The 21,083-nt window shown below is 30.3% G+C and carries 20 protein-coding genes; 3 read left to right on the top strand and 17 right to left on the bottom strand.

Features of this window, described 5'->3' with window-relative positions; genetic code table 11:
* Nucleotides 1-15: 15 nt before the first annotated feature.
* The 3 genes from FBF11_RS03905 to FBF11_RS03895 form a co-directional block, all read right to left on the bottom strand.
* On the bottom strand, nucleotides 16-1,296 hold the full coding sequence (locus FBF11_RS03905; protein WP_168977459.1) for a hypothetical protein: 1,281 nt from the start codon (nucleotides 1,294-1,296) through the stop codon (nucleotides 16-18).
* 121 nt (nucleotides 1,297-1,417) lie between these two features.
* A complete protein-coding gene (flgS, locus tag FBF11_RS03900; RefSeq protein WP_002852488.1) occupies nucleotides 1,418-2,437 on the bottom strand; it encodes a fla regulon two-component system sensor histidine kinase FlgS in 1,020 nt (339 codons plus the stop codon).
* A gap of 3 nt (nucleotides 2,438-2,440) precedes the next feature.
* Nucleotides 2,441-3,319 (bottom strand): DUF234 domain-containing protein, encoded by an 879-nt coding sequence (locus FBF11_RS03895; RefSeq protein ID WP_002852402.1) that lies wholly within the window; start codon nucleotides 3,317-3,319, stop codon nucleotides 2,441-2,443.
* Between the two features lie 35 nt (nucleotides 3,320-3,354).
* Between FBF11_RS03895 and FBF11_RS03890 the strand changes: the two genes are divergently transcribed.
* Complete coding sequence (locus tag FBF11_RS03890) at nucleotides 3,355-4,629, top strand: aminotransferase class V-fold PLP-dependent enzyme (protein ID WP_002864147.1); 1,275 nt, start codon at nucleotides 3,355-3,357, stop codon at nucleotides 4,627-4,629.
* Here FBF11_RS03890 and purU read toward each other — a convergent pair.
* The 14 genes from purU to FBF11_RS03820 all read right to left on the bottom strand — a co-directional run bounded on the left by purU (nucleotide 4,626) and on the right by FBF11_RS03820 (nucleotide 17,299).
* Nucleotides 4,626-5,450, bottom strand: coding sequence for a formyltetrahydrofolate deformylase (gene purU, locus FBF11_RS03885; protein WP_002852510.1), 825 nt, complete (start codon nucleotides 5,448-5,450; stop codon nucleotides 4,626-4,628). The two genes, FBF11_RS03890 and purU, sit on opposite strands and share 4 nt — an antisense overlap.
* Nucleotides 5,447-6,565: a CCA tRNA nucleotidyltransferase gene (locus FBF11_RS03880; RefSeq protein WP_002868507.1), complete on the bottom strand. Its 1,119-nt coding sequence runs from the start codon at nucleotides 6,563-6,565 to the stop codon at nucleotides 5,447-5,449. The genes purU and FBF11_RS03880 overlap by 4 nt, the downstream gene beginning before the upstream one ends.
* Nucleotides 6,534-7,025, bottom strand: coding sequence for a hypothetical protein (locus FBF11_RS03875; RefSeq protein WP_002852635.1), 492 nt, complete (start codon nucleotides 7,023-7,025; stop codon nucleotides 6,534-6,536). Before FBF11_RS03875 ends, FBF11_RS03880 begins: the two co-directional genes overlap by 32 nt.
* A complete protein-coding gene (locus FBF11_RS03870; protein WP_010891888.1) occupies nucleotides 7,022-7,270 on the bottom strand; it encodes a tetratricopeptide repeat protein in 249 nt (82 codons plus the stop codon). Before FBF11_RS03870 ends, FBF11_RS03875 begins: the two co-directional genes overlap by 4 nt.
* 78 nt (nucleotides 7,271-7,348) lie before the next feature.
* Nucleotides 7,349-7,522: a Sec-independent protein translocase subunit TatA2 gene (gene tatA2, locus FBF11_RS03865; protein WP_002852615.1), complete on the bottom strand. Its 174-nt coding sequence runs from the start codon at nucleotides 7,520-7,522 to the stop codon at nucleotides 7,349-7,351.
* A gap of 12 nt (nucleotides 7,523-7,534) precedes the next feature.
* On the bottom strand, nucleotides 7,535-7,873 hold the full coding sequence (locus FBF11_RS03860) for a chaperone NapD (protein WP_002852435.1): 339 nt from the start codon (nucleotides 7,871-7,873) through the stop codon (nucleotides 7,535-7,537).
* Nucleotides 7,866-8,780 carry a WD40 repeat domain-containing protein gene (locus FBF11_RS03855; protein ID WP_002852557.1) on the bottom strand — a complete coding sequence of 305 codons (915 nt, stop codon included), beginning with the start codon at nucleotides 8,778-8,780 and terminating at the stop codon, nucleotides 7,866-7,868. Before FBF11_RS03855 ends, FBF11_RS03860 begins: the two co-directional genes overlap by 8 nt.
* Nucleotides 8,781-8,784: 4 nt before the next feature.
* The gene (locus FBF11_RS03850; RefSeq protein ID WP_010891887.1) at nucleotides 8,785-9,309 is read right to left on the bottom strand and encodes a nitrate reductase cytochrome c-type subunit; all 525 of its coding nucleotides are present in this window, start codon (nucleotides 9,307-9,309) and stop codon (nucleotides 8,785-8,787) included.
* Nucleotides 9,306-10,088 carry a quinol dehydrogenase ferredoxin subunit NapH gene (gene napH / locus FBF11_RS03845; protein WP_079742846.1) on the bottom strand — a complete coding sequence of 261 codons (783 nt, stop codon included), beginning with the start codon at nucleotides 10,086-10,088 and terminating at the stop codon, nucleotides 9,306-9,308. Before napH ends, FBF11_RS03850 begins: the two co-directional genes overlap by 4 nt.
* The gene (napG, locus tag FBF11_RS03840) at nucleotides 10,085-10,825 is read right to left on the bottom strand and encodes a ferredoxin-type protein NapG (protein ID WP_002852504.1); all 741 of its coding nucleotides are present in this window, start codon (nucleotides 10,823-10,825) and stop codon (nucleotides 10,085-10,087) included. The genes napH and napG overlap by 4 nt, the downstream gene beginning before the upstream one ends.
* 17 nt (nucleotides 10,826-10,842) lie before the next feature.
* Entirely contained in the window at nucleotides 10,843-13,617 is a 2,775-nt protein-coding gene (napA, locus tag FBF11_RS03835; protein ID WP_168977458.1) for a periplasmic nitrate reductase subunit alpha, read from the bottom strand.
* Nucleotides 13,618-13,863: 246 nt separating this feature from the next.
* Nucleotides 13,864-14,391, bottom strand: a complete 528-nt coding sequence (gene tpx, locus FBF11_RS03830; RefSeq protein ID WP_002856712.1) for a thiol peroxidase — start codon at nucleotides 14,389-14,391, stop codon at nucleotides 13,864-13,866.
* A gap of 98 nt (nucleotides 14,392-14,489) precedes the next feature.
* Nucleotides 14,490-15,230, bottom strand: a complete 741-nt coding sequence (peb2, locus tag FBF11_RS03825) for an AcfC family adhesin PEB2 (RefSeq protein ID WP_057042377.1) — start codon at nucleotides 15,228-15,230, stop codon at nucleotides 14,490-14,492.
* A gap of 38 nt (nucleotides 15,231-15,268) precedes the next feature.
* Nucleotides 15,269-17,299, bottom strand: coding sequence for an ATP-dependent helicase (locus FBF11_RS03820; RefSeq protein ID WP_057042376.1), 2,031 nt, complete (start codon nucleotides 17,297-17,299; stop codon nucleotides 15,269-15,271).
* A gap of 128 nt (nucleotides 17,300-17,427) precedes the next feature.
* On the opposite strand from FBF11_RS03820, the gene FBF11_RS03815 reads away from it, so the two are divergent.
* Both FBF11_RS03815 and FBF11_RS03810 read left to right on the top strand, forming a co-directional pair.
* Nucleotides 17,428-18,447: a hypothetical protein gene (locus tag FBF11_RS03815; protein ID WP_057042375.1), complete on the top strand. Its 1,020-nt coding sequence runs from the start codon at nucleotides 17,428-17,430 to the stop codon at nucleotides 18,445-18,447.
* A 22-nt stretch (nucleotides 18,448-18,469) separates the two neighbouring features.
* On the top strand, nucleotides 18,470-21,082 hold the full coding sequence (locus tag FBF11_RS03810) for a valine--tRNA ligase (RefSeq protein WP_057042374.1): 2,613 nt from the start codon (nucleotides 18,470-18,472) through the stop codon (nucleotides 21,080-21,082).
* The last annotated feature ends 1 nt before the right edge of the window (nucleotide 21,083 follow it).

Genomic DNA, 21,083 nt, shown 5'->3' with positions numbered 1-21,083 from the left:
TCGTACAAATACTTCCTAAACCCTAGTTTGCCCCATAAGATTATTTAATCTATCCATTATAGATCCAACATAAGAATTGATACTTTCACTGCTTGCTTTCCAACCATTAGCTTTTACTTGATTAAATTCTCTATCAAACCAAGCTACACCATAACCTATGCTTGTATTTTGCCAAGCAACCCCTTTATCCATTGCATATATATCTGCATCAAGCCAACCCTCTTGTGCATAGCCTTTTAACAAACTTGCAAAATCAACTTTACCTGTCATAATGTCATCTAAAGAAGCTAAAGAGCCATCAAAGCTTTCTTTAGCCATAGCTTCAGCATAAGACTTAGCTATAGGATTTAATGTTGCACTACCTTCTCTTGGCGATACACCCGTTGATTTTAAAAAACTCATAAACAAAGCTTCTTTAGAATAACTTCCATCTTCATTTTGTGGATAAACTGACATATCAGGATTAAAAGTATCTATTGCAATGTCTTTATCTAAATTTTGAGTTTGCATACTTTGCGGAGTGAAATTTAATGGTTGTAAGCCTATATTAATATGTCCAAACATTCCTAATTGTTCTGCTTCATTATATTGCTCTTGTGTATTATAATAGTTTGTTATTGTTAGCTTGTCATAATTTTTCGGCATAATACCTATAGTTTTATCAGATGATAATTCACTAATTCCCTTAGGCATAGAATTTATATCTGCTTCAGTGAAACTTGTTTTATTGGTATCATTAAAAGCATAATTAACAATTTGATTAAATTGATTATAATATTGTTTTATGGTTTCAGCCATATCGATATTAGTATAATACTCACTTACACCAAAATATTGTTTCATATCTGCAATATAAGGTTCATTTTCAGCAGCTTTTTTAATCTCATCCAAAGTAGATTTATGTATCTTAAAATCTTCAGGTAATCCTGCAGCTTTATTAAAATCACTTCCCATATAACCATCTTTATCTACACTATAACCATAGGCTGTATTAGTAGAAGTATTACTTATATCTACTTGTTTGTATTTTAGAGTATAAATAGAGTTTTTAAATTCACTAGATATATCATAATTAGGAGAACTTGTCTTACTACTTATACTAAAATTAGTATTATTGCTAGTATTTGTTGTATTAGTAGAATTTAATGCTTCACTTCTTGCTAGAGTTTGTGAATTTGCATTTTGAATTTCATTTAACTTACTAGCATTTTGTTTTAAAAAAGCATTAGCAAAACTTATTTTAGAATTTTCTTTACTTTCTTTACTCTCTTTACTTTGCATAGTTTGAGTTATCATTGATACTAAAGATACTCATATTAATTCCTTAATTTAGATTTTTCTGCCTTCAATCTAAATATATTTATATAAATAATATAAGCAAGATCTGTTCCATTTTGGGGTGAAAAGAAAATATTTATCACACCAAAGGTAAGGTAAAATAAAAATTCTTAGGATCACTTTGAAAACTTAACTCTCCCTTATGAGCGTTTATGATTTCTTTAGAAAGAGACAAGCCAAGTCCATTGCCTTTAAGTTTTGTTGTTTTAAAAGCTTCAAAAACCAATTTCTCATCTTTTATTTCACAACCATTATCATACACTCTGATGCATATTTTTTCATTATCATAACTTGCTAAAATTTTAATCATAGGCTTTTCACATTCGCTTTCTTCTATCGCATCAATAGCATTATAAATCAAATTTTGCAAAACCAAACCAAGAAGAGCTTTATCAGCACAAATCTGCTTATCCAAAAAAGATATTTCAAAGTCTATTTGAGAAGTGAAATTATAAGAGTTAATGGCACTTTCACACTCTTCTTTTAACTCTAAAAGATTAAAATTTAAAGCATTGATGTGTACACCCTTAGTAAAAAGTAGAGTTGAATTTACGATACGCTCCACTCTAGCAATAGCCTTTTGGATTTCAAGAACTATATGCTTATTTTTAAGCTCACTACGAGCAAAAAGGGTTGAAGCAAGTAAAGATATAGATCCAATAGGATTTCTTATCTCATGTGCCAAATGAGCCGCTACACTACCCATGCTTGCAAGCCTTTCATTGCGTTTTTCATCGCTAATATCTGTAGCTGAAACTATAGTTTTTTCATTATGCGCTATGATTTTTACCGCATAAAACCTACCTTCAAATTCAAGCTCATCACGAATTTTATCAAGACTAATGATACTAAGTAATTTTGGATTTTTCAAGGCTTCTTGATTTTGTAAAATAATATTTTTTTCTTTATCTAAAATCCAAAGCGCACTAGGCAACACCTCTATAATCTCATCAACCATCGCGCGTAAGGAGTTATAGTTTTCATTTAAAGTTTTGTATTCATTTTCTATTACATAAGTTTGTTCTATAAGACTTTCTAAGCCTTTTTGTAGGGTTTCTTTTTCATTTGAGTCTAAACTTTTTAAAATACTTTCATTCATTTATCATTCCTCTAATAAAATCTTAAAATCATTCAAATCAAGTAAAAGCAAATTCTGTTCACATATTTTATCAATTTCCTTGCTAAAACCATTTTTTGAGATTATAATGTAATAATTTGGAGCCAAATTTAAAGACTTTGCTTTTGATTTTAAAAGATTTAAAATATTTTTACAAATTTTTTTATTTTTAAATTTAACTTCTCCGACAAAACACAAATTTTCATCTTGATAATAAAGATCAAGTTCTAAATTCTTATCCCAGTAACTTTGCACTCCATTGATATTGAATTTTTTCTCAAGTAATTCTCTAGAAAGCTGTTCAAAACAAAAACTTTGATAAAGTTCAAATTTTTCCTTAATACATTCTAAAACTTCTTTATAACGATTTTGCAAAATAAGCTTTTCATTGGGCTTTAAAAAATAAAAAAAGAAACGAGTAAAATGGTTGCTAAATATAATCTTATCTTGGACAACATAAGATCTTAGTTCTTTTTTGATTTTTTGTCTTTTATCTTTTATTTTTTTAGCTTCCTTACTATACTCAAGTTTTATTATACCTGTTTCTAAAAGATATTTAAGTGTAGATAAAGCTTTAAAATGCTGAATTTTTCTATTGATAGAAAAACGCTTGCGATTGTTTTTAGCTAGTAAAGTAAGAGCGTAAGAACTTGTTTCATCCAAGGCGAAATAACTTTTAATTTTTAGATAATCATCAAGCAAAATTCGCTCTATATTTGTAAATACATCGTCTTCAAAATTTAAAATGTTTAATTTTTCAAAACCTTCAAACACACTATAAAAATCAAAAAGCTTACTTAAAGACAAATTCTTATGCAAATCTACAAAGTTCTTAAATTTTATATTTTTCCTTTTATAAAGCATTTTTATAGTATAATTTTAGCAAATTTTTATAAGGATTGTATTTGCAAATTTCAGATTTAAAAAAAGAATTGATCTTAAAAAAAGGTATTTTGCATTTTGACTTCACAGCAAGTGCTTTAGCTCTAAAATGTGTAGAAAAAGAAATTTTAAAAATTCTCCCAACCTATGCAAACACACATTCTGATAGCTCTTTGAATTCTTTTAAAACTCAACAAACTTACGAACAAGCAAGAAAAGATATAAAAAAAAGTTTATCATTAGATGAAAATTTTGCCCTTATAGCTTGCGGAACAGGATCAAGCAGTGCTATTAAAAAATTTCAAGAATTGATCGGCATTTACATTCCCCCTCTTGTAAAAGAAAGATATTTTACGCAAATTGATAAAAATACCTTACCTTTAGTTATCGTAGGGCCTTATGAGCATCATTCTAATGAACTTTCATTTCGAGAAGGCTTGTGCGAATGTATTAGAATTCCCTTGGATAAAAATGGAGAAATTGATTTTGATTTTCTAGAAAAAACTTTACAAAAAAACAAAAAAAGAAAAATAATCGCTAGCTTTTCTTTAGCTTCAAATGTTACTGGGATATTAAGTGATTACAAACGCATTTCTGAAATGGTTCGTAAATTTAAAGGGATAGTTGCTTTTGATGCATCTAGTTTCATTCCCTATAAAAACATATCTTGTCAATACTATGATGCGTTGTTTATAAGTTCTCATAAATTAATCGGTGGTATTGGCGGTTCTGGACTTTTAGCCATCAAAAAAGATCTTTGTGGAAACAAACCTAGCTTTGCCGCAGGTGGAACTGTGGGCTATGTTTCTCGCACTTCACAATGCTACCTTTGCAATGAAGAAGCTTTAGAAGAAGGAGGAACACCTGGAATTTTACAACTCATTCGCGCTAGCTTAGCTTTTAAAATCAAAGATTCTATAGGGGTTAAAAATATAGAAAAAAAAGAAGAAATTTTAAAAGATTATTTTTTTGAAAAACTAAAAACTATACCTAATTTAATTTTATACGCAAAGAATTTAAAAACCCGATTGCCTATTTTTGCTTTCAATATCAAAGGAATTTCTCCTTTTGATATCGCTTACGAACTTAGTAAAAAATACCACATAGAAACACGCGCTGGATGTGCTTGTGCTGGGCCTTATGGTCATGATTTGCTAGGCTTAAAAGATAATCAAAAACTTAAAACAAAACCAGGTTGGTTAAGAATAAGCTTGCATTATACGCATGAAAAAGAGGATATTGATTATTTTTTTAATGCTTTAAATAAAACTATAGTAAAATTATCGCATTAAAATATTATAGTTTTATTATTATGTATAAAAATTCTATCTTCAAAAGCCAAATCAAGTGCTTTTGAAAGAACATCTTTTTCTATATTTCTACCTGCTTGTTGCATATCTTGCCAAGTAAATTCATGGTTTACAGGCGAAACAGCTTGAGTGATAATAGGACCTTCATCAAGATTATTATTTACAAAATGTGCCGTAGCTCCAATTATTTTAACCCCTCTTTCAAAGGCTTGTTTATAAGGATTTGCTCCTATAAATGCAGGTAAGAAAGAATGGTGAATATTTATAATCTTGCCTTCAAAATGCCTAACAAAATCAGGAGATAAAATTCTCATATATTTTGCCAAAACCAAATAATCAAATTTATATTGTTCAAGACATTTTAAAATCTGATTTTCTTGCTCTTTACGATCTAAATTTTCAGCGCTGATAAAATGATAAGGAATTTCAAATTTCTCAACTAAATCCTTTAAAGAGTTGTGATTTGAAATCACAGCTTTGATATTTGCTTCAAGTTCGTTACTATAATGCTTTATTAGCAAATCTCCCAAACAATGACTTTCTTTAGTAGCAAAAACAACAATATCTTTTTTTCTCTTCTCGCAAAGCTCTATCAAAGCTTCTTGTCCAAGCATAGCCTCAAGCGTTCCTATAAAAGCTTCTTTATCAAACTCACCTTCTAAAAGAGCACGAAAAAAAAACATTCCTTCACCTACAAATTCATCGTTTTTTACTATATTGATATGATATTTAAAAATAACATCAGAAATTCTATAAATTAAACCTTTTTGATCTTTGGTGCAAATTTTTAATACAGAAATCATTTAGCTAAACCTTTTATATATTCTTTTAATTCATTCTCTCTTGCTTCTTGAAGCTTTAAACCAAGAATTTTACCACAAAATCCAGCATTTATGAAATCTTTTGCTAAAATTTTACTTTCAAACTTATTCTCATAAAGCCCTAATCTTTTAGCTTGCTCAATACGCTTTTTACTCCAAAGTCCAAGCCATTCCTTCAAAGGCATTTCAAAAGCAATTTTTGCTAGTTCAAAATCACTTATATCATCAAGATAAAAAGCTTGATTTGCGTATTTTAGGTATTCTTTTTTAAGTTTAGTTCTTTTAAAAAATATATCTTTTTCTAAATTAAAAAAATTCAAATACAAATACAAGAATAAAGCATCGCTTTTTACAAATTCTCTACTTTGTCTGAGTAAATTTTGAAATTCCGAACTCTTAAAAACACTCTCAAAGCCGAAAACCTGTTTCTCTAAGCCAAGTTCTTGTAAATATCTATAGCCAACATCAAGTCTAGGACTTTTAAAGAATTTACAAAGCTCCGCATTGATCCTATCTTTGCTAAGATCAGTTATATCCATACTTTGCATCAATTTCAAGCTTTCACTAGTTATCTTAAAGTTAAACCTTGAGGCAAATACTACTGCTCTTAATACCCTTAAACTATCCTCTTGAAAGCTTTGTTTATCAATATGCCTTAAAAAGCCTACTCCTAGATCTTTTAATCCTCCATAAAAATCTAAAAACTCATCGTTAAAAAGATTAATCATCATAGAATTTATGGTAAAATCGCGTCTTTTGGCGCCAAGTTTTTCATCATTGCAAATTTGAACTTCAAAACCTTTATGTCCATAGCTTATTTTATTTTCGGTTCTAGCAAGAGCTAAATCATAATTTTTAAACTTATATACAAAAAAACTTTTTCCAAAGCCTTGTGCGCCCAATTTTTGCATAATCTTTTCAAAATCTTTAGGTTTTATATCATAAAGCTCTATATCATAGTCGCAAATTTTTAAACCTAAAAACAAATCCCTAACGCTACCTCCAACCAAATACGCTCGTTTGGTATAAGGCTTTAAAAACTCAGCGATAAACTGTAAATCGGGATTATTTTTTAAGCTTATCTTCGATATTTGCAAGCAAAAACTCTAAAAAATTTATGGTCAAGTTTAACCTATTTTCAAGATCATCTTTTTTTATGCTATTTAAACCTTCAAAAAGAACTAAAATTCTCTCTCTAAGATGTTTTAAAAAAATATCCTCATTAAGCGTTTGAACCTCTGTCATAACACTAGGATTTAAAATTTCATTTTGTAAAAAAGGCTCTTCTTTTTTAAACTCTTTATTTTCCTGAGTAGAAATTTCAATATTATTTTGTATTTTTTGCTCTTCTTCAAATTTTGCCATAGAAATTTTATCTTCTAAGTCTTGCGGAGTATCAAGCTCTTCGCATACAAACTCCATAGGTGGTAATTCATCTTTTATTTCAGTTTTTCTATTTAATTCTTGTTCTTTTAAAATTTCATTTTGTCTTCTTTGCTCTTCCATGATAGAGCTAACTTCGCTAATGGTTTTTTTAGCTAAATCTTCCAAATTCATATTTTTATCAACCACCTTTTAAATTCATTAATTTCTTCATCGCTTTTCATATTAATAAAAAAATCCAACATTTGAGTGTTTAAGTCTTTATGCTTGGATCTAAAACCACTAAGACGACGAACCGCATCGATAGCGTTTTGGTTATTCGGATCTTCTTTTAAGATATTTTTATAAATTTCTAAAGCTTCGTCTTTTAACCCTTGAGCCTCATAGATAGAAGCTTCAGTGACTGTATTTTTCATCACTGTTTCCTAAAATTTTTCTTTAATTCTAGCAAAAAGCTTTTTAATTTATCTTTAAGAAAATAATATGATTTTTAATGCCTATTTTGTTTTAAACAATTTTTCTATATATTCTTTTTTTTCTTTCTCTAAGCTAGAATTTAATTCTTTTTGTTCTTTTTTAACTTGCACTTTTAAATCTTGATTTTTAAAATACACATAATCAATTCCAAAAATAACACCAATTATAATAAGCAATGGGATTAAAAATACCATATACTTTACACTTTAAGAAAATTGATTAAACACACTACCATAGTAGCGAACATTCTCAGCATTTTCATTTTTTTCTATCGTTTCTATTGCGCCACTATTGATTGCTTTTTGGATATCATCATTTAAATCTTGATAAGAAAAAACCATATTAATACTGATAATATTTGGCAATTTCTCAAGCATTTTATAAGAGTTTAACTCATCTTCTAAATTTTCACTTTCAATCACAACTATAATCTTTTCATTTTCACAAAGTTCTACAGAACAAAAAGGAATTTCAGATATAGCCTTTTTTAAATCATTTATATATTCTTCTTTTGCTAAAATCAAAACACTAGAAAGATTATTCATCAATACTCCTAAACATTATACTATCACCAAAGCCTGAAACGATAAAATCTTTATTGTTTAAAAAAATAATAAACTCACTCATCAAATTTTCATTATTAAAAGTTTTAACAGGCTTAAAATCACTTGTGCTAAAAACTTCACTAACTCCAGCTTCATTATCGCTATAAACAGCGAATTCTCCACTAGGACTTAAAGCACAAGTATATATCAAAAAATCTTTTTGTAAAAAATTTTGTTCTTCATTTTTTACAACTCCTATACGCCTATCCGTTCCACAACTTAAAATAACATTATTTTTAAAATCTACTTGATAGATATTATCTTTATGCATTTTATCATAGTTTTTCAACATCTTCCAATTTTTCAAATCAAAAAGTTCTACTTCGCCACTCTCAAAACCTGCAATTAGTCTACTCTTATCTTCATTTAAAACTGCATCATTAAGACTAGAATGGGAAAAATTAAATTTTTTTATATTTTTTAAACTTTTATCAATCAATTCTATTTCAGAACCAATAGAAATCAAAAGATAAGTATTTTCATTGATAAAAAATGCTTTTATTATGCTATTTTCTTCGAGCTTTTTGATTTGTAAATTTTCCTTATAAAAACTTAAATTTTTAGCACCAAAATCACCCTCGCTAAGTATTAAAAGTGTATGTTTAAAAATATCAATGTTGTAAATTTTAGCAAAATCATCACCATAATAATTTTTAATCTTTGGCAAAGATAAAAGTTCTTTTAAACTTTTATCTTTAATGTTATATTGCAAAATTTCACCTTTATCAGTGCCTATATATAAGTTTTGCTTATCAAGCTTTAAAGCTGTTATATTGGCATTTAATTTCAGCTCATAAGCATAAGACAAAACACAAAAAAGACTCAAAATAAAAAGAAATTTTTTCATTTATTTACTTTACACCCTCATTAATCACATCAATTAAATTTGAACGACTTTTTAATTGTTCATTTTTAAATTCAGGTTTAAAGCTATTTCCCACTAAAGGTTTTGCATCACTTTGTGGAACATGACACTGAGTGCAATTAAAACGACTATCGCTAATCATATCTCCTGTGGTTTTATTGTGTCTAAAATCATAATAATGACTAGCAGGAAGTGGAGTTGCACCAGCATCTGCTGCTATAGCCTTATCATGGCAGCTTAAGCACATATTGTTATCTTTAGTTATAGGTAACAAATCTTCAATAGCATGCGGAATTAATGGTGGTGCATTTTCATAAGAACGCTCAAAACGAGTAGATTCCCCAGGCTGTAAAGTTGTGAAATTTGCCTCCACTAAATTTACTTTATTTTCATTTTCTAAACTTGCTTTTCTAAGTCCAATTTGTTCTGAACTTACCCCACTATTCATTGCACAAGCGGCAAAAAATACCACTGCAGCACTTCCTAATAAAACCAATTTCTTCTTCATCATTTATTCCTTAAATCAAAAATATTAAAATTCAAAGCATTATCATTACAAACTTCTATACATCTTGCACACCTTATACACTCTCCTGATTTCACGCTAGTACTTTCTTTTCCAACCATCCACAAAACCTGTTTTTCAGGACAAATACGGATACATTCATAACATTTAGTGCATTTATCACTATCATGCTTTATTTTAAGCAAAGCAAAACGAGAAATAAAAGCATAAAAAGCTCCTAGTGGACAAAAATGTGAACAAATTGCCCTAGGACTTAAAAAAGTATCGATACAAAAAAGTATAAAGGCTACAAAAATCCAAGAACTTGTAGCAAAAATAATCCCTCTATGTATCATTCCTATATAAGAAAAACTTTCAAACACAGGCAATGAAAATACAAAAGAAAGGACTAAAACCAAGACCAATACAAAATAGCGTAAATTTTTAGGCAAAATTAAAAATTTATTATTAAGGGTTAATTTATTTCGCACAAAAGCAGCAAAATCTGTGATTAAATTAACAGGACAAACCCAAGAGCAAAAAACCCTTCCTAAAAGCAAACCATAGATAAAAAATATAATCAAAGCTCCTATTAAAGCCATTAAATCTATACTCCAGCTTGCTAGAATGATTTGCAAAACTGCAAAAGGATCACTTAAAGGTATGGTATTAAAAAGTCTAGAAGAACTTAAATTTCCCTGCAAGATAAAATCTGTAGCTTTAAAACTAAAAAGCGCTAAAATTCCAAGCTGAACGATGCGTCTAGCAATTAAATACTTCATCACAGTTCTCCATCATTTAAATAATTGGTTGCTTTTTTAACATTAAAATGTTTTGAAGTATCTGCATTTTTTATACGACCTTCATCTTTTTCATCCCAGCCTTTTACATAATGAGATCCTGCTTTTCCCAATACATACTCCCTTGGCAAAACACGAATGGCCGGTTTTTCAGTAATACAAGCCAGTTCACAAAGCCCACAACCTACACACACTTCATGATCCACACTAGGTAGTAAAAAAGCATGTTTGGCGGTGCGTTCATTGCGTTTAAGCTCAAGTTTTAAAGCCCTATCTATCAAAGGACAAGCTCTATAACAAGCATCACATTGAATTCCCCAGTGTGCCACACAAGAAGCACTATCAACAATAGCAATACCCATTTTCAAAGATTCTATACCCTGCTCTAAATGCTTTTTATCTAAAGCATCAGTTGGACATTCTCTAATGCAAGGAATATCCTTGCAAAGATAACAAGGAATTTCTCTTGCCTTAAAAAAAGGCGTACCATTTTTTGGACTATCTAACAAGCTAGCAAGCTTTAAAGTATCATAAGGACAGGCTTTTACACAAAGCCCACAACGAATACATTTACTTAAAAATCTAGCTTCATTTTCAGCCCCAGGAGGACGCAAGGCATAATTATCATCAGCTTTTAAAGCCAAATTAGCCAAAAATCCACCTCCTGTACATAAACATGCAGCCTTAAAGGCACTAACGAAAAATTCTCTTCTACCTTTCATTTAATCAAAACCCTAAATTAAGCTTTATAAATTTTTACAGCACATTTTTTAAAGTCAGTTTGTTTTGAAAGCGGACAAGTCGCATCCAAAGTAACTTTATTGATATATACATTCTCATCAAACCACGGCACATACACAAGTCCTACAGGCGGTTTGTTTCTTCCACGCATATCTACTCTTGCTTTTACTTTACCACGACGAGATTCCACCCAAACCAAATCACCTTGATTTAAGCCTAATTTCTCTCCATCTTTCTCACTCATATAGCAAAGTGCTTCAGGCACAGCACGGTAAAGCTCAGGCACACGCATAGTCATAGTTCCACTATGCCAATGCTCTAAAACCCTTCCTGTTGCAAGCCAGAACGGATACTCTTTACTTGGTCTTTCAGGTGCTTTCATAAATGGCCTAAAGAAAATTTTAGCCTTATTTTTAATACTGTGCTCTTTTTCATCTTTAGGAGCTATTAAATCCCCATTTGTAAGCATTTTGTTAAAATCACCATAAAAAGCAAAATCTGAATTTGGAGCCGCTTTTTTAGCATAATAATCAAATTTAGTATTAAATCTCCACTGTGTTTCCTTGCCATTAACCACAGGCCATCTTAAACCCCTTACTTTATGATAGGTATCAAAATCCGCTAAATCATGTCCGTGTCCTAAGCCAAATTTACGATATTCTTCCCAAAGGTATTTTTGAACGAAAAAGCCATAGCCTGTAAATTCTTTTCCATCACTGCCTTGAATTTTTCTCTCATCACCTTTAACATCGGTATTATCAAAGCCTTTTGCGATGGCATCGTTTGGATTAAAGCTTTTTGCTTCTTTATTGGCAAATAGCACATCAAAAAGTGTATCATCTTCGCTATAACCCATAGCTTTTGCCTCTTCTAAAACGCTTGGCAAGGTAAGCTTATTATCCACTTTTTGCTCTTTCCAAACTTCTTTAAGCTTAAAGCGTTTTGCAAATTCTAAAATTTGCCAAGTATCACTCATGGCAGCACCTACAGGTAAGACTTGTTGTTTCCAATGTTGAGTTCTTCTTTCAGCATTACCATAAGCACCCCATTTTTCATAAATCATAGCGCTTGGTAAAATAAGATCAGCTACTTTTGCTGAAATTCCAGGATAACAATCACTTACAACAATAAAATTATCCATTTCTCTTGCTGCTGCAATCCAGTGATTTGCATTTGCAGTGTTTTGCCATGGATTATTCACTTGCACCCATGCAAATTTAATTTTTCCATCTTCTAAATCTCTCATGATATTAAGATAAGGAGAACCTGGTTTTGGGTTGATAGTCTTTGCAGGAACTTTCCAAATTTTTTCAGAAATTTCTCTGTGTTTTGGATTGGCTACAACCATATCTGCAGGCAAACGATGTGAGAAAGTTCCTACTTCCCTAGCTGTTCCACAGGCACTTGGCTGTCCTGTTAAAGAAAAGGCTCCACTACCTGGTTTAGCTTGCTTTCCTAGCAAAAAATGTACCATATAAGCTTGTTCATTTACCCAAGAACCTCTTGTGTGTTGATTAAAGCCCATAGTCCAAAAACTTACGACTTTGCGATTTTTCTCTATGTAAAGATTAGCTAATTCTTGAAGTTTTTTCTTAAAATCTTCCAAAGACTCATTATTATCACCTTTGGCTACTCTTGCAGTGTATTCTAAAGTATAAGGGGCTAAACCTTTTTTAAATTCGTCAAAAGAAATTTCCCAGTTTTTATCAGCCACACCTTGATGTTTCATTTCAAATTTATCACCCGCTTTAACGCCAAGATAAGATAAAGAAGTAGCCTCTTCATCATCTAAAGTGATTACATTTTCTTTTTCAACCGTATCTTTTTCACTTTCTTTAAATTTTGGATGATTTGGATTATTTCTCATACCATAACCAATATCAGCATAACCAGTTGCAAATACGCAGTGATCTTTGATAAATTTCATATCCATAGCCTCTGGATGATTATAAACAATCTCTCTTGCTATGTAGTTCCAAATAGCCAAATCTGTATTTGGTTTAAAAATAATTTCAATATCAGCAATATTTGAAGTACGGTTAGAAAAAGTGCTTAGATTAACAACTTTAACCTTATCAAGATTGCTTAGTTTTCTATCACTTACTCTTGACCAAAGGATTGGGTGCATTTCAGCCATATTAGCTCCCCAAGTGATAATAGTATCTGTAAGCTCTATATCATCATAACAGCCTGATGGCTCATCTACACCAAAAGTTTGCATAAAACCAACCACTGCAGAGGCCATACAATGTCTTGCATTTGGATCGATATTATTTGTTCTAAAACCCGCTTTTGCAAGCTTTAAAGCAGCATAACCTTCTTGGATAGTGTATTGCCCACTACCAAAAATCCCTATACCTGTAACGCCGAGTTCATTGTAGGCTTTTTTAAATTGTTTTTCCATTTCATCAAAGGCTCTTTGCCAAGAAACTTGTTGAAATTTGCCTTTTTTATCAAATTCGCCTTTTTCATTCATGCGAAGCAAAGGCATAACAAGACGATCTTCACCATACATGATCTTAGCATTAAAATAACCTTTGATACAATTAAGTCCGCGATTTACGGGTGCTGCAGGATCACCTTTTGTTGCTACGATTTTGCCATCTTTTCTGGCTATCATAATTCCACAGCCAGTTCCACAAAATCTACAAACAGCCTTATCCCATTTCCAATCTTCTTCTTGTGCACCAAGCATAGAGCTTGGAACACTAAGTCCTGCAACACTAGCAGCACTTGCAATAGCGGTATTTTTAATAAAATCCCTTCTATTCATCCTTATTCCTCCAAAATAAAAAAATCATCTTATTATAAAAAATGGAGTATAAAAATCTCTTGAAATTTTAATAAAAATAATAATTTTAAAGCTCTATTTTATAGGAGTTTTATTGTCCTTTTTATATTATTCTTACACAAAATAAATATTAAAAATAATCAACTTAACAATTAAAATATAATCAACTTAAAATAATAAAAAAATGAAGATATAAAAATTAAGCCCTAAGAATGGGCTTAATCAAAATTAATGGCAACCACAACCACCGCAGCAGCTAGAACCACCAAAAAATGCATCAAGTTTTGCAATATCTGGCATTTCTGTGATTTCATTTACAAGTTCTTTATATGCCACTTTACCCTCTTTAATCACAAATACGGCACGAGCTAAAAGCCCTTCTAAAGCACCTTCATTTATCAAAACACCATATTTTTCACCAAATTCTTTTGCCACAAAATCACTTGCAACACTTAAATTTTCAATACCTTCTGTACTGCAAAATCTTCCCATAGCAAAAGGTAAGTCCATACTTACTACAATCACTTCAGCACCATTGTAACTGGCTACTTTTTTATTAAATTCTCTAGCCTCTGTAGCACAAACTGGTGTATCTAAGCTTGGAACACTTAAAATGATTTGAGTTTTACCCGCTGCACCGATTTCAATCACGCTTAAATCTTTAGCTTTAAGATTTACCTTAGGAGCATCTGCTCCAACTTCTACTGAATTTCCTTTAAGTTTTACAGGATTTCCTTTAAAATTTACTGTACTCATTTAATTTCCTTTTTTGATATTTTAAACATTATTGCAATTAATGTTTTAGGAGTGATTATATCCTATAAATATTAATTATTTTTTAATTTCACTCAAAATTATTTTACTTCTTTCCAAGTATATTTTTTCCACACTTTTTGAGCTTCCTTACTCTTAATAAAATCTACAAATTCTAAAGCTTTTTTATTTTCTAAACCTTTTTTTGTAGGAGCAATTTCAGCTGCACGATAAATCACTGCATTTTTATCTTTGATAAATAAAGCTTTATCATCGCCTAAAGCCTTTGCCCAATGAGACCAAATGATTAAAGCATCAATATTTGGATTGTTATTCCACTCATCTACAGCAGCTTTGGAATTTTTAGCATAAATTTTTATATTTTTACGTAATTTTACCAAATTTTCTCTTTTTGCACTTTTTAAAGCCATATCTTCATAAAGTCCAACTTGTCCTGCACCATCAACCACCATAACATTTATGCCATCTTTTAAAATGTCTTCAAAATTTTTAATATTTTTTGGATTATTTGGACGCACGATAATACCTGATGGACGCACATTTAAAACGCTTAAATTTTCCAAACTTAAACTTGGAATTTTTTTAGCAAAATCATCCATCATTGAAGTATTGCCTGAAAAAATCAAATCTGCATTTTCTTTTGCTTTGTCTACCCAAGCTGGAGTTGGACCTGCGGTTACAATCACCTTTTCTTTTGTTTTTTCTTCAAATTTTAAAGCAAGCTCTTTTAGCACAGGAGCAGGACCACCTGGACCATAAACTAAAATTTCAGCATTTAAAAAACTTGCTGCTGCTAAACTTAAAATTAATATTTTTTTCATAAAATAAACCTTTCTTTGATAATATAAAGGAAATTGTATCAATCTATAGTTAACTCTCCCTTGCAAAGCCCTGCTTCTATAAGAAAACGAGAAGGAGCGAAAGAAGTTTTTTTATTTTTATCATATTTAGCATAGCTTAAATAAAGTATATTTTTTGCCCTAGTTACTGCAACATAAAAAAGCCTTCTTTCTTCTTCTAAGCTTCCACCCATTCCCATAAGCTTTTGATTAGGAAAGCGACCTTGCGCAAGATCAATCACAAAAACAAGATCAAATTCCAAGCCCTTACTTGCATGTACGCTAAGCAAATTAACTCCTTTGCCACTACTCATTTCACTTGCACCTAAAGTTAGAAAATTATAATACTTATAAATATCGCTATAATTTTTTGTAAGCTCTTTTAAGACATTAAATTTTGTTTCTATTTTTTCTAAATTTTCACTCTTTCTTAATAAATCCACCTGCCCTGCTTTGTTCGTCGCTCTTTTAGTTGCAAGTTCTTCGCAAATTTCTCTATAAAAAGAATTTTCGCAAATTAAATTGACTAAAGTCAAAGAATGTTTTATTTCCATAGCTTTTTTTAAAAAAAGATAGATTTTTTCCAAATTTCTAGCGCACAAATCATTGATTTTTGAAAGTCTTAAAATAGGATGTGCGTCAAATTCACTCTCAAATTTAAAACGAGTTTCGCTAGCTAATTCTTCTAAATCTGCAAAAAGCCCAAGTTGATAATTTCTTTTTTGATGATTTTGCAAATTTACATTTTTATCAGGATCTAAAAAACCTTTTATTAAATTTCCATGCCCTAATTTTAAAAGTGCGTCAAAAATTTCTTTTGCTAAAACTCCACCCACACCTTTGGTATATTGAACCAAATGAATAAAAGCCATGATATCTTTAGGATTTACCACAAGCGCAAGCATGGAGCTAAAAGCTTTAACTTCCAAACTTTCAAAAAAACTTCCACTTCCCTTTCTCACACTTGCAATGCCCTGCTCCCTTAAAGCTACTTCAACCCCATCAGCACTTGAGTTGTTACGAAAAATCACGGCAATTTCTTCCAAACTTACTCCGCTTGTAAGTATCATTTTGGCTATATTTTGATACTGATCAAATAATTCTTCAAAAGTAAGCAAAGATGGGGCTTTAAACTCATCATTTCTTGTAACAATAAGTTCTTTTGGATATAATCTTTCGTTATTTAAAATCACTTTATTAGCCAAAGCTAAAATACTTCTTGATGAACGGTAGTTTTTATTTAAAGAAAAAATTTTTGCATCTTTAAAACGATCTTTAAACCCACCTATGATATTAATATCCGCTCCATTAAAAGCATAAATACTTTGATCATAATCCCCTACGCAAAACAAACTTTTACTATAAAAAGCCTCTATTAAGGAACTTTGCAAAGTATTTGTGTCTTGATATTCATCTACTAAAATTTCATCAAATTCATATTTTTCTTCTTTTAAAAGATCTTTTAGATTGATAAGCAAGTCATTAAAATCTACATAATTAAAACGCTTTTTTTCATTATCATATTCTTTTAAAATATCTTCATAAATTTCAGCATAAATACTTTGATCTTCGTAGTTTTGGCAAAACCAAGTATAAAAATCTTGATTGTGCGCTTTGTTTTGAAACAAAGAATAAAGATCATATAAATAACTTGATTGATAAGGTTTTATATCACTTAAATGCCTAAAAGTTCTTTTTTCATAGACACTTTTAAGTAGAGTTTTTAACTCGCTTGCTTGCTTTAAGGCTATATTTTTATCCGCATTTCTAAGTAAAGTATAAGCCGTACTATGAAAAGTTCCTGCAAGTATTTTACTGGTAATATTTTTATCAAAAAATTTCCCTAAACGCCCTATCATTTCTTTACTGGCTTTATTTGTGAAAGTTAAAAGCATGATTTTTTGAGGTGCCACTCCCTTGCTTAAAAGATAAGAAATTCTTGCAACAATAGTAGAAGTTTTTCCCGTCCCTGCACTTGCAATAACAAGATTGTGTCCAAAATCAGCAGTAGCAGCAAGATATTGTTCATTATTTAATTTTGAAAGTGGCATTATTTTCCTTATAAAAGTTAAAATTATAAAAAAAAATTACTTAAAAATATAAAAATTTAAAATTACTTTATATTAGATTATAGTACAATGCTAAAATTATTTAACTTTCTGTTTTTAAGGGATAGCAAATGAATTTGAAAATTTTTTCTATTATTGTTGGCATATTAATTGCTGTTATTATGATATTAGGTGGAACATATTATTATCTTTTTGAATATTCAAAACCAAAGAATTACACCTTAAATACCAACACTTACACCGAACAAAAATCGTATACCAATAACTACGATAATCCCTATTCACCCTCGATCCAAACCAACAATAGTTCATCAGATATAAATATTAATAACAATACCATCCAAAAGCAAGAAACAAACCCATTAGATGAAAATCAAAGCTTAAATAACGATACATTTAATACATCAATAAGCGAAAACAATCAAAGCTTAAATAATGACACCAATACAAGTAATAATATTAATACAAATGAAAATAAGCAAATTTTAGATACGGATAAAGAAAAATTAAAACAAGAAAATAAACAAGCCAAAATAGAAGCTCTTAAAAAAGAAATCAGCAAACAACAAAAGATCTTAGAAAGAGAAAGAGCTGTAAAAAAAGAACTTCAATCAAACAAATCAAACAAAAATAAATATCTAAATACCGCTAGAGAGTATCTAAGCATAGGAAAAAACAGTCGTTTAGAACCTGAGCTTAGCACAGAAAATATGAAAGTTTACATTTTAGATGGAAAATTTTTAAGCCAATACAGAATCAATCTGTTAAAAGATATGCTAAGCATTATACAAGATAATGCAAAAGATTATTATCTAAGTATTTTTGTTAAAATGCTACCAAAAGGGGAAATGAAATTAACTATCTATAACAAAGAAATTATCTTTTCAGATATGAAAAAAGCTTATAAATATATTAGTTTAGATAGATTAAGCCCATATTTAAACAATCCAAAAGAATTAAATGAACATGTAGCACGTGAAGAAATTTTAGAAAGACTTAAACTTCAAATTAAAAAAGACGGCAAAGGAAGTGATTTTTCTAAACATATCAAAAGTTTGAAAACTGGACTTAATACAGCACAATATTTCTTCCCGTTTTGTGAAATTATAGAAATTAGCTCTATTAAATAAGCTAAAACAATAAAGGCAAATAATGTATGATAAAAATTTAGAAAAAGAGTATTATCAAATTTGCGAAGAACGCGGATATTTTGAAATCGATGGCAATAAAACCATACAAGAAAAAGATAAAAATTTCTGCATTATGATGCCTCCTCCTAATGTCACTGGAGTTTTACACATAGGACATGCTTTAACTTTTACTCTACAAGATATTATGACGCGTTATAAAAGAATGGATGGCTATAAGGTTCTTTATCAACCAGGGCTTGATCACGCAGGTATTGCCACTCAAAATGTTGTAGAAAAACAACTCCTTGCTCAAGGCATTAAAAAAGAAGAACTAGGTAGAGAGAAATTTATAGAAAAAGTCTGGGAGTGGAAAGAGCAAAGCGGTGGAAAAATTTTAGACCAAATGAGAACTCTAGGCATCACTCCTGCATGGAGTCGCTTGCGTTTTACTATGGATGAAGGTTTGGTTAATGCCGTAAAAAAAGCCTTTGTAGAACTTTATGATAAAAGACTTATTGTACGTGGAAACTACATGATAAATTGGTGTACTCATGATGGCGCTTTAAGTGATATAGAAGTTGAATACAAAGAAAACAAAGGAAAACTTTATCATATTAAATACTTTTTAAAAGATAGCGATGAATTTTTAGTAGTAGCCACAACGCGTCCTGAAACTTTTTTTGGCGATACTGCAGTTATGGTGCATCCTGATGATGAACGCTATACTAAATTTGTGGACAAAGAAGTGATTTTGCCTATAAGCAAAAAAGCCATTAAAATCATAGCCGATGAACATGTAGAAAAAGAATTTGGAACAGGAGTTGTAAAAGTTACTCCCGCTCATGACATGAACGATTATGAAGTAGGACTTAGACATAATTTAGATTTTATAAGTGTTTTTGATGAAAAAGGAATTTTAAACGAGCATTGTTTAGAGTTTCAAGGTTTAGAACGCTTAGAAGCAAGAGAAAGAATCGTAGCCAAACTTAAAAGTCTTGGTTTTATAGAAAAAATAGAAGAGCATAACAATCAAATAGGATATTGTTATCGTTGCAACAATATAGTTGAACCTTATATCTCCAAACAATGGTTTGTAAAAAAAGAAATCGCCCAAGAAAGTATAGAAAAAGTTGCGCTTGGAGAAAGCAAATTTTACCCAAATCACTGGATAAATAGCTTTAATGCTTGGATGAAAGATTTAAGAGATTGGTGTATTTCAAGACAACTTTGGTGGGGGCATCAAATTCCTGTGTATTATTGCGAATGCTCTCATGAATGGGCAAGCCAACATACGCCTAAAACTTGTCCAAAATGTCAAAGTCAAAATTTCAAACAAGATGAAGATGTACTTGATACTTGGTTTTCTTCAGGACTTTGGGCTATGAGTACTCTAGGCTGGGGAAATGAAAATTGGGGTAAAGATAAAATTTGGTCTGAAAAGGATTTAAAAGATTTTTACCCTAATTCTTTACTCATTACAGGTTTTGATATTTTATTTTTCTGGGTGGCTAGAATGATGTTTCAAAGCACTAATGCCTTACATCAACTTCCTTTTAAAGATATTTATTTACATGCTCTTGTGAAAGATGAGCAAGGTAGAAAAATGAGTAAAAGCCTTGGAAATGTCATCGATCCAAATGAAAGCATTAAAGAATATAGTGCTGATATTTTACGCTTTACTTTAGCACTTCTTGCTATACAAGGACGCGATATTAAACTTAGCAATGATAAACTTTTACAAGTTAGAAATTTTACAAATAAAATTTATAATGCTACAAATTATCTGCTTTTAAATGAAAGTAAATTTGAAGATTTGGAAAATATCACACTTCATTCAGAATTAGCAAAATATATTTATGCCAAATTTCAAACTTGTGTTAAGGATGTAAGAGAAAATTTAGACAATTATCGCTTTAATGATGCAGCCAATACTCTATATAAATTCTTTTGGGATGATTTTTGCGATTGGGGTATAGAGCTTAGCAAAGCCGAAAAATCGAGCGTTAAAGAACTTGGTAGTATTTTCAAAGAAGCTTTAAAACTTTTAAATCCTTTCATGCCTTTTATCAGCGAGTATTTATACCACAAACTAAGTGATACAGAACTTAAAACAAGCCCTTCTATTATGATAAGCAAATATCCAAAATTTAAAGAACAAGATAAAAATATAGAAAAAATCTTTTCTTTGCTCATAGAAAGCATAGTTAGTATCCGCCGTGCTAAAAGTTTAATCGATCTTGGAAATTCTAAAATAGAAAAAGCTTATATCAAATTTAACGATAAAAAAATCAAAGATGAAATCAAAGCTTATATGAATTTTATCATAATGCTCGCAAAGTGCGAGCAAATAGAATTTAGTGAAGAAAAATTACCAAAGGCAATATGTGATGTTAGCGAGAATTTAGAAATTTTTATTACGCTTGAAAATGTTGATTTAAGTGGTATTTTAACAAGACTTGAAAATCAAAAAAATAAGCTTGAAAAAGAAAGTTTCAAGCTTAACTCCATGCTTTCAAATGAAAAATTCATCGCTAACGCACCTAAAGAGGTGGTGGAGCAAAATAAAGAAGCTCTAGAAAATTTAAAAATTCAACTTGAAAAAATATCAGTTGAACTTCAAAATCTAAGAGGTTAAA

This window comes from Campylobacter sp. CFSAN093224 (assembly GCF_012897395.1).
Taxonomy (GTDB): domain Bacteria; phylum Campylobacterota; class Campylobacteria; order Campylobacterales; family Campylobacteraceae; genus Campylobacter_D; species Campylobacter_D jejuni.
Note: the sequence above shows the minus strand (reverse complement) of the source record. Positions and strands in the feature narration are given on the sequence as shown.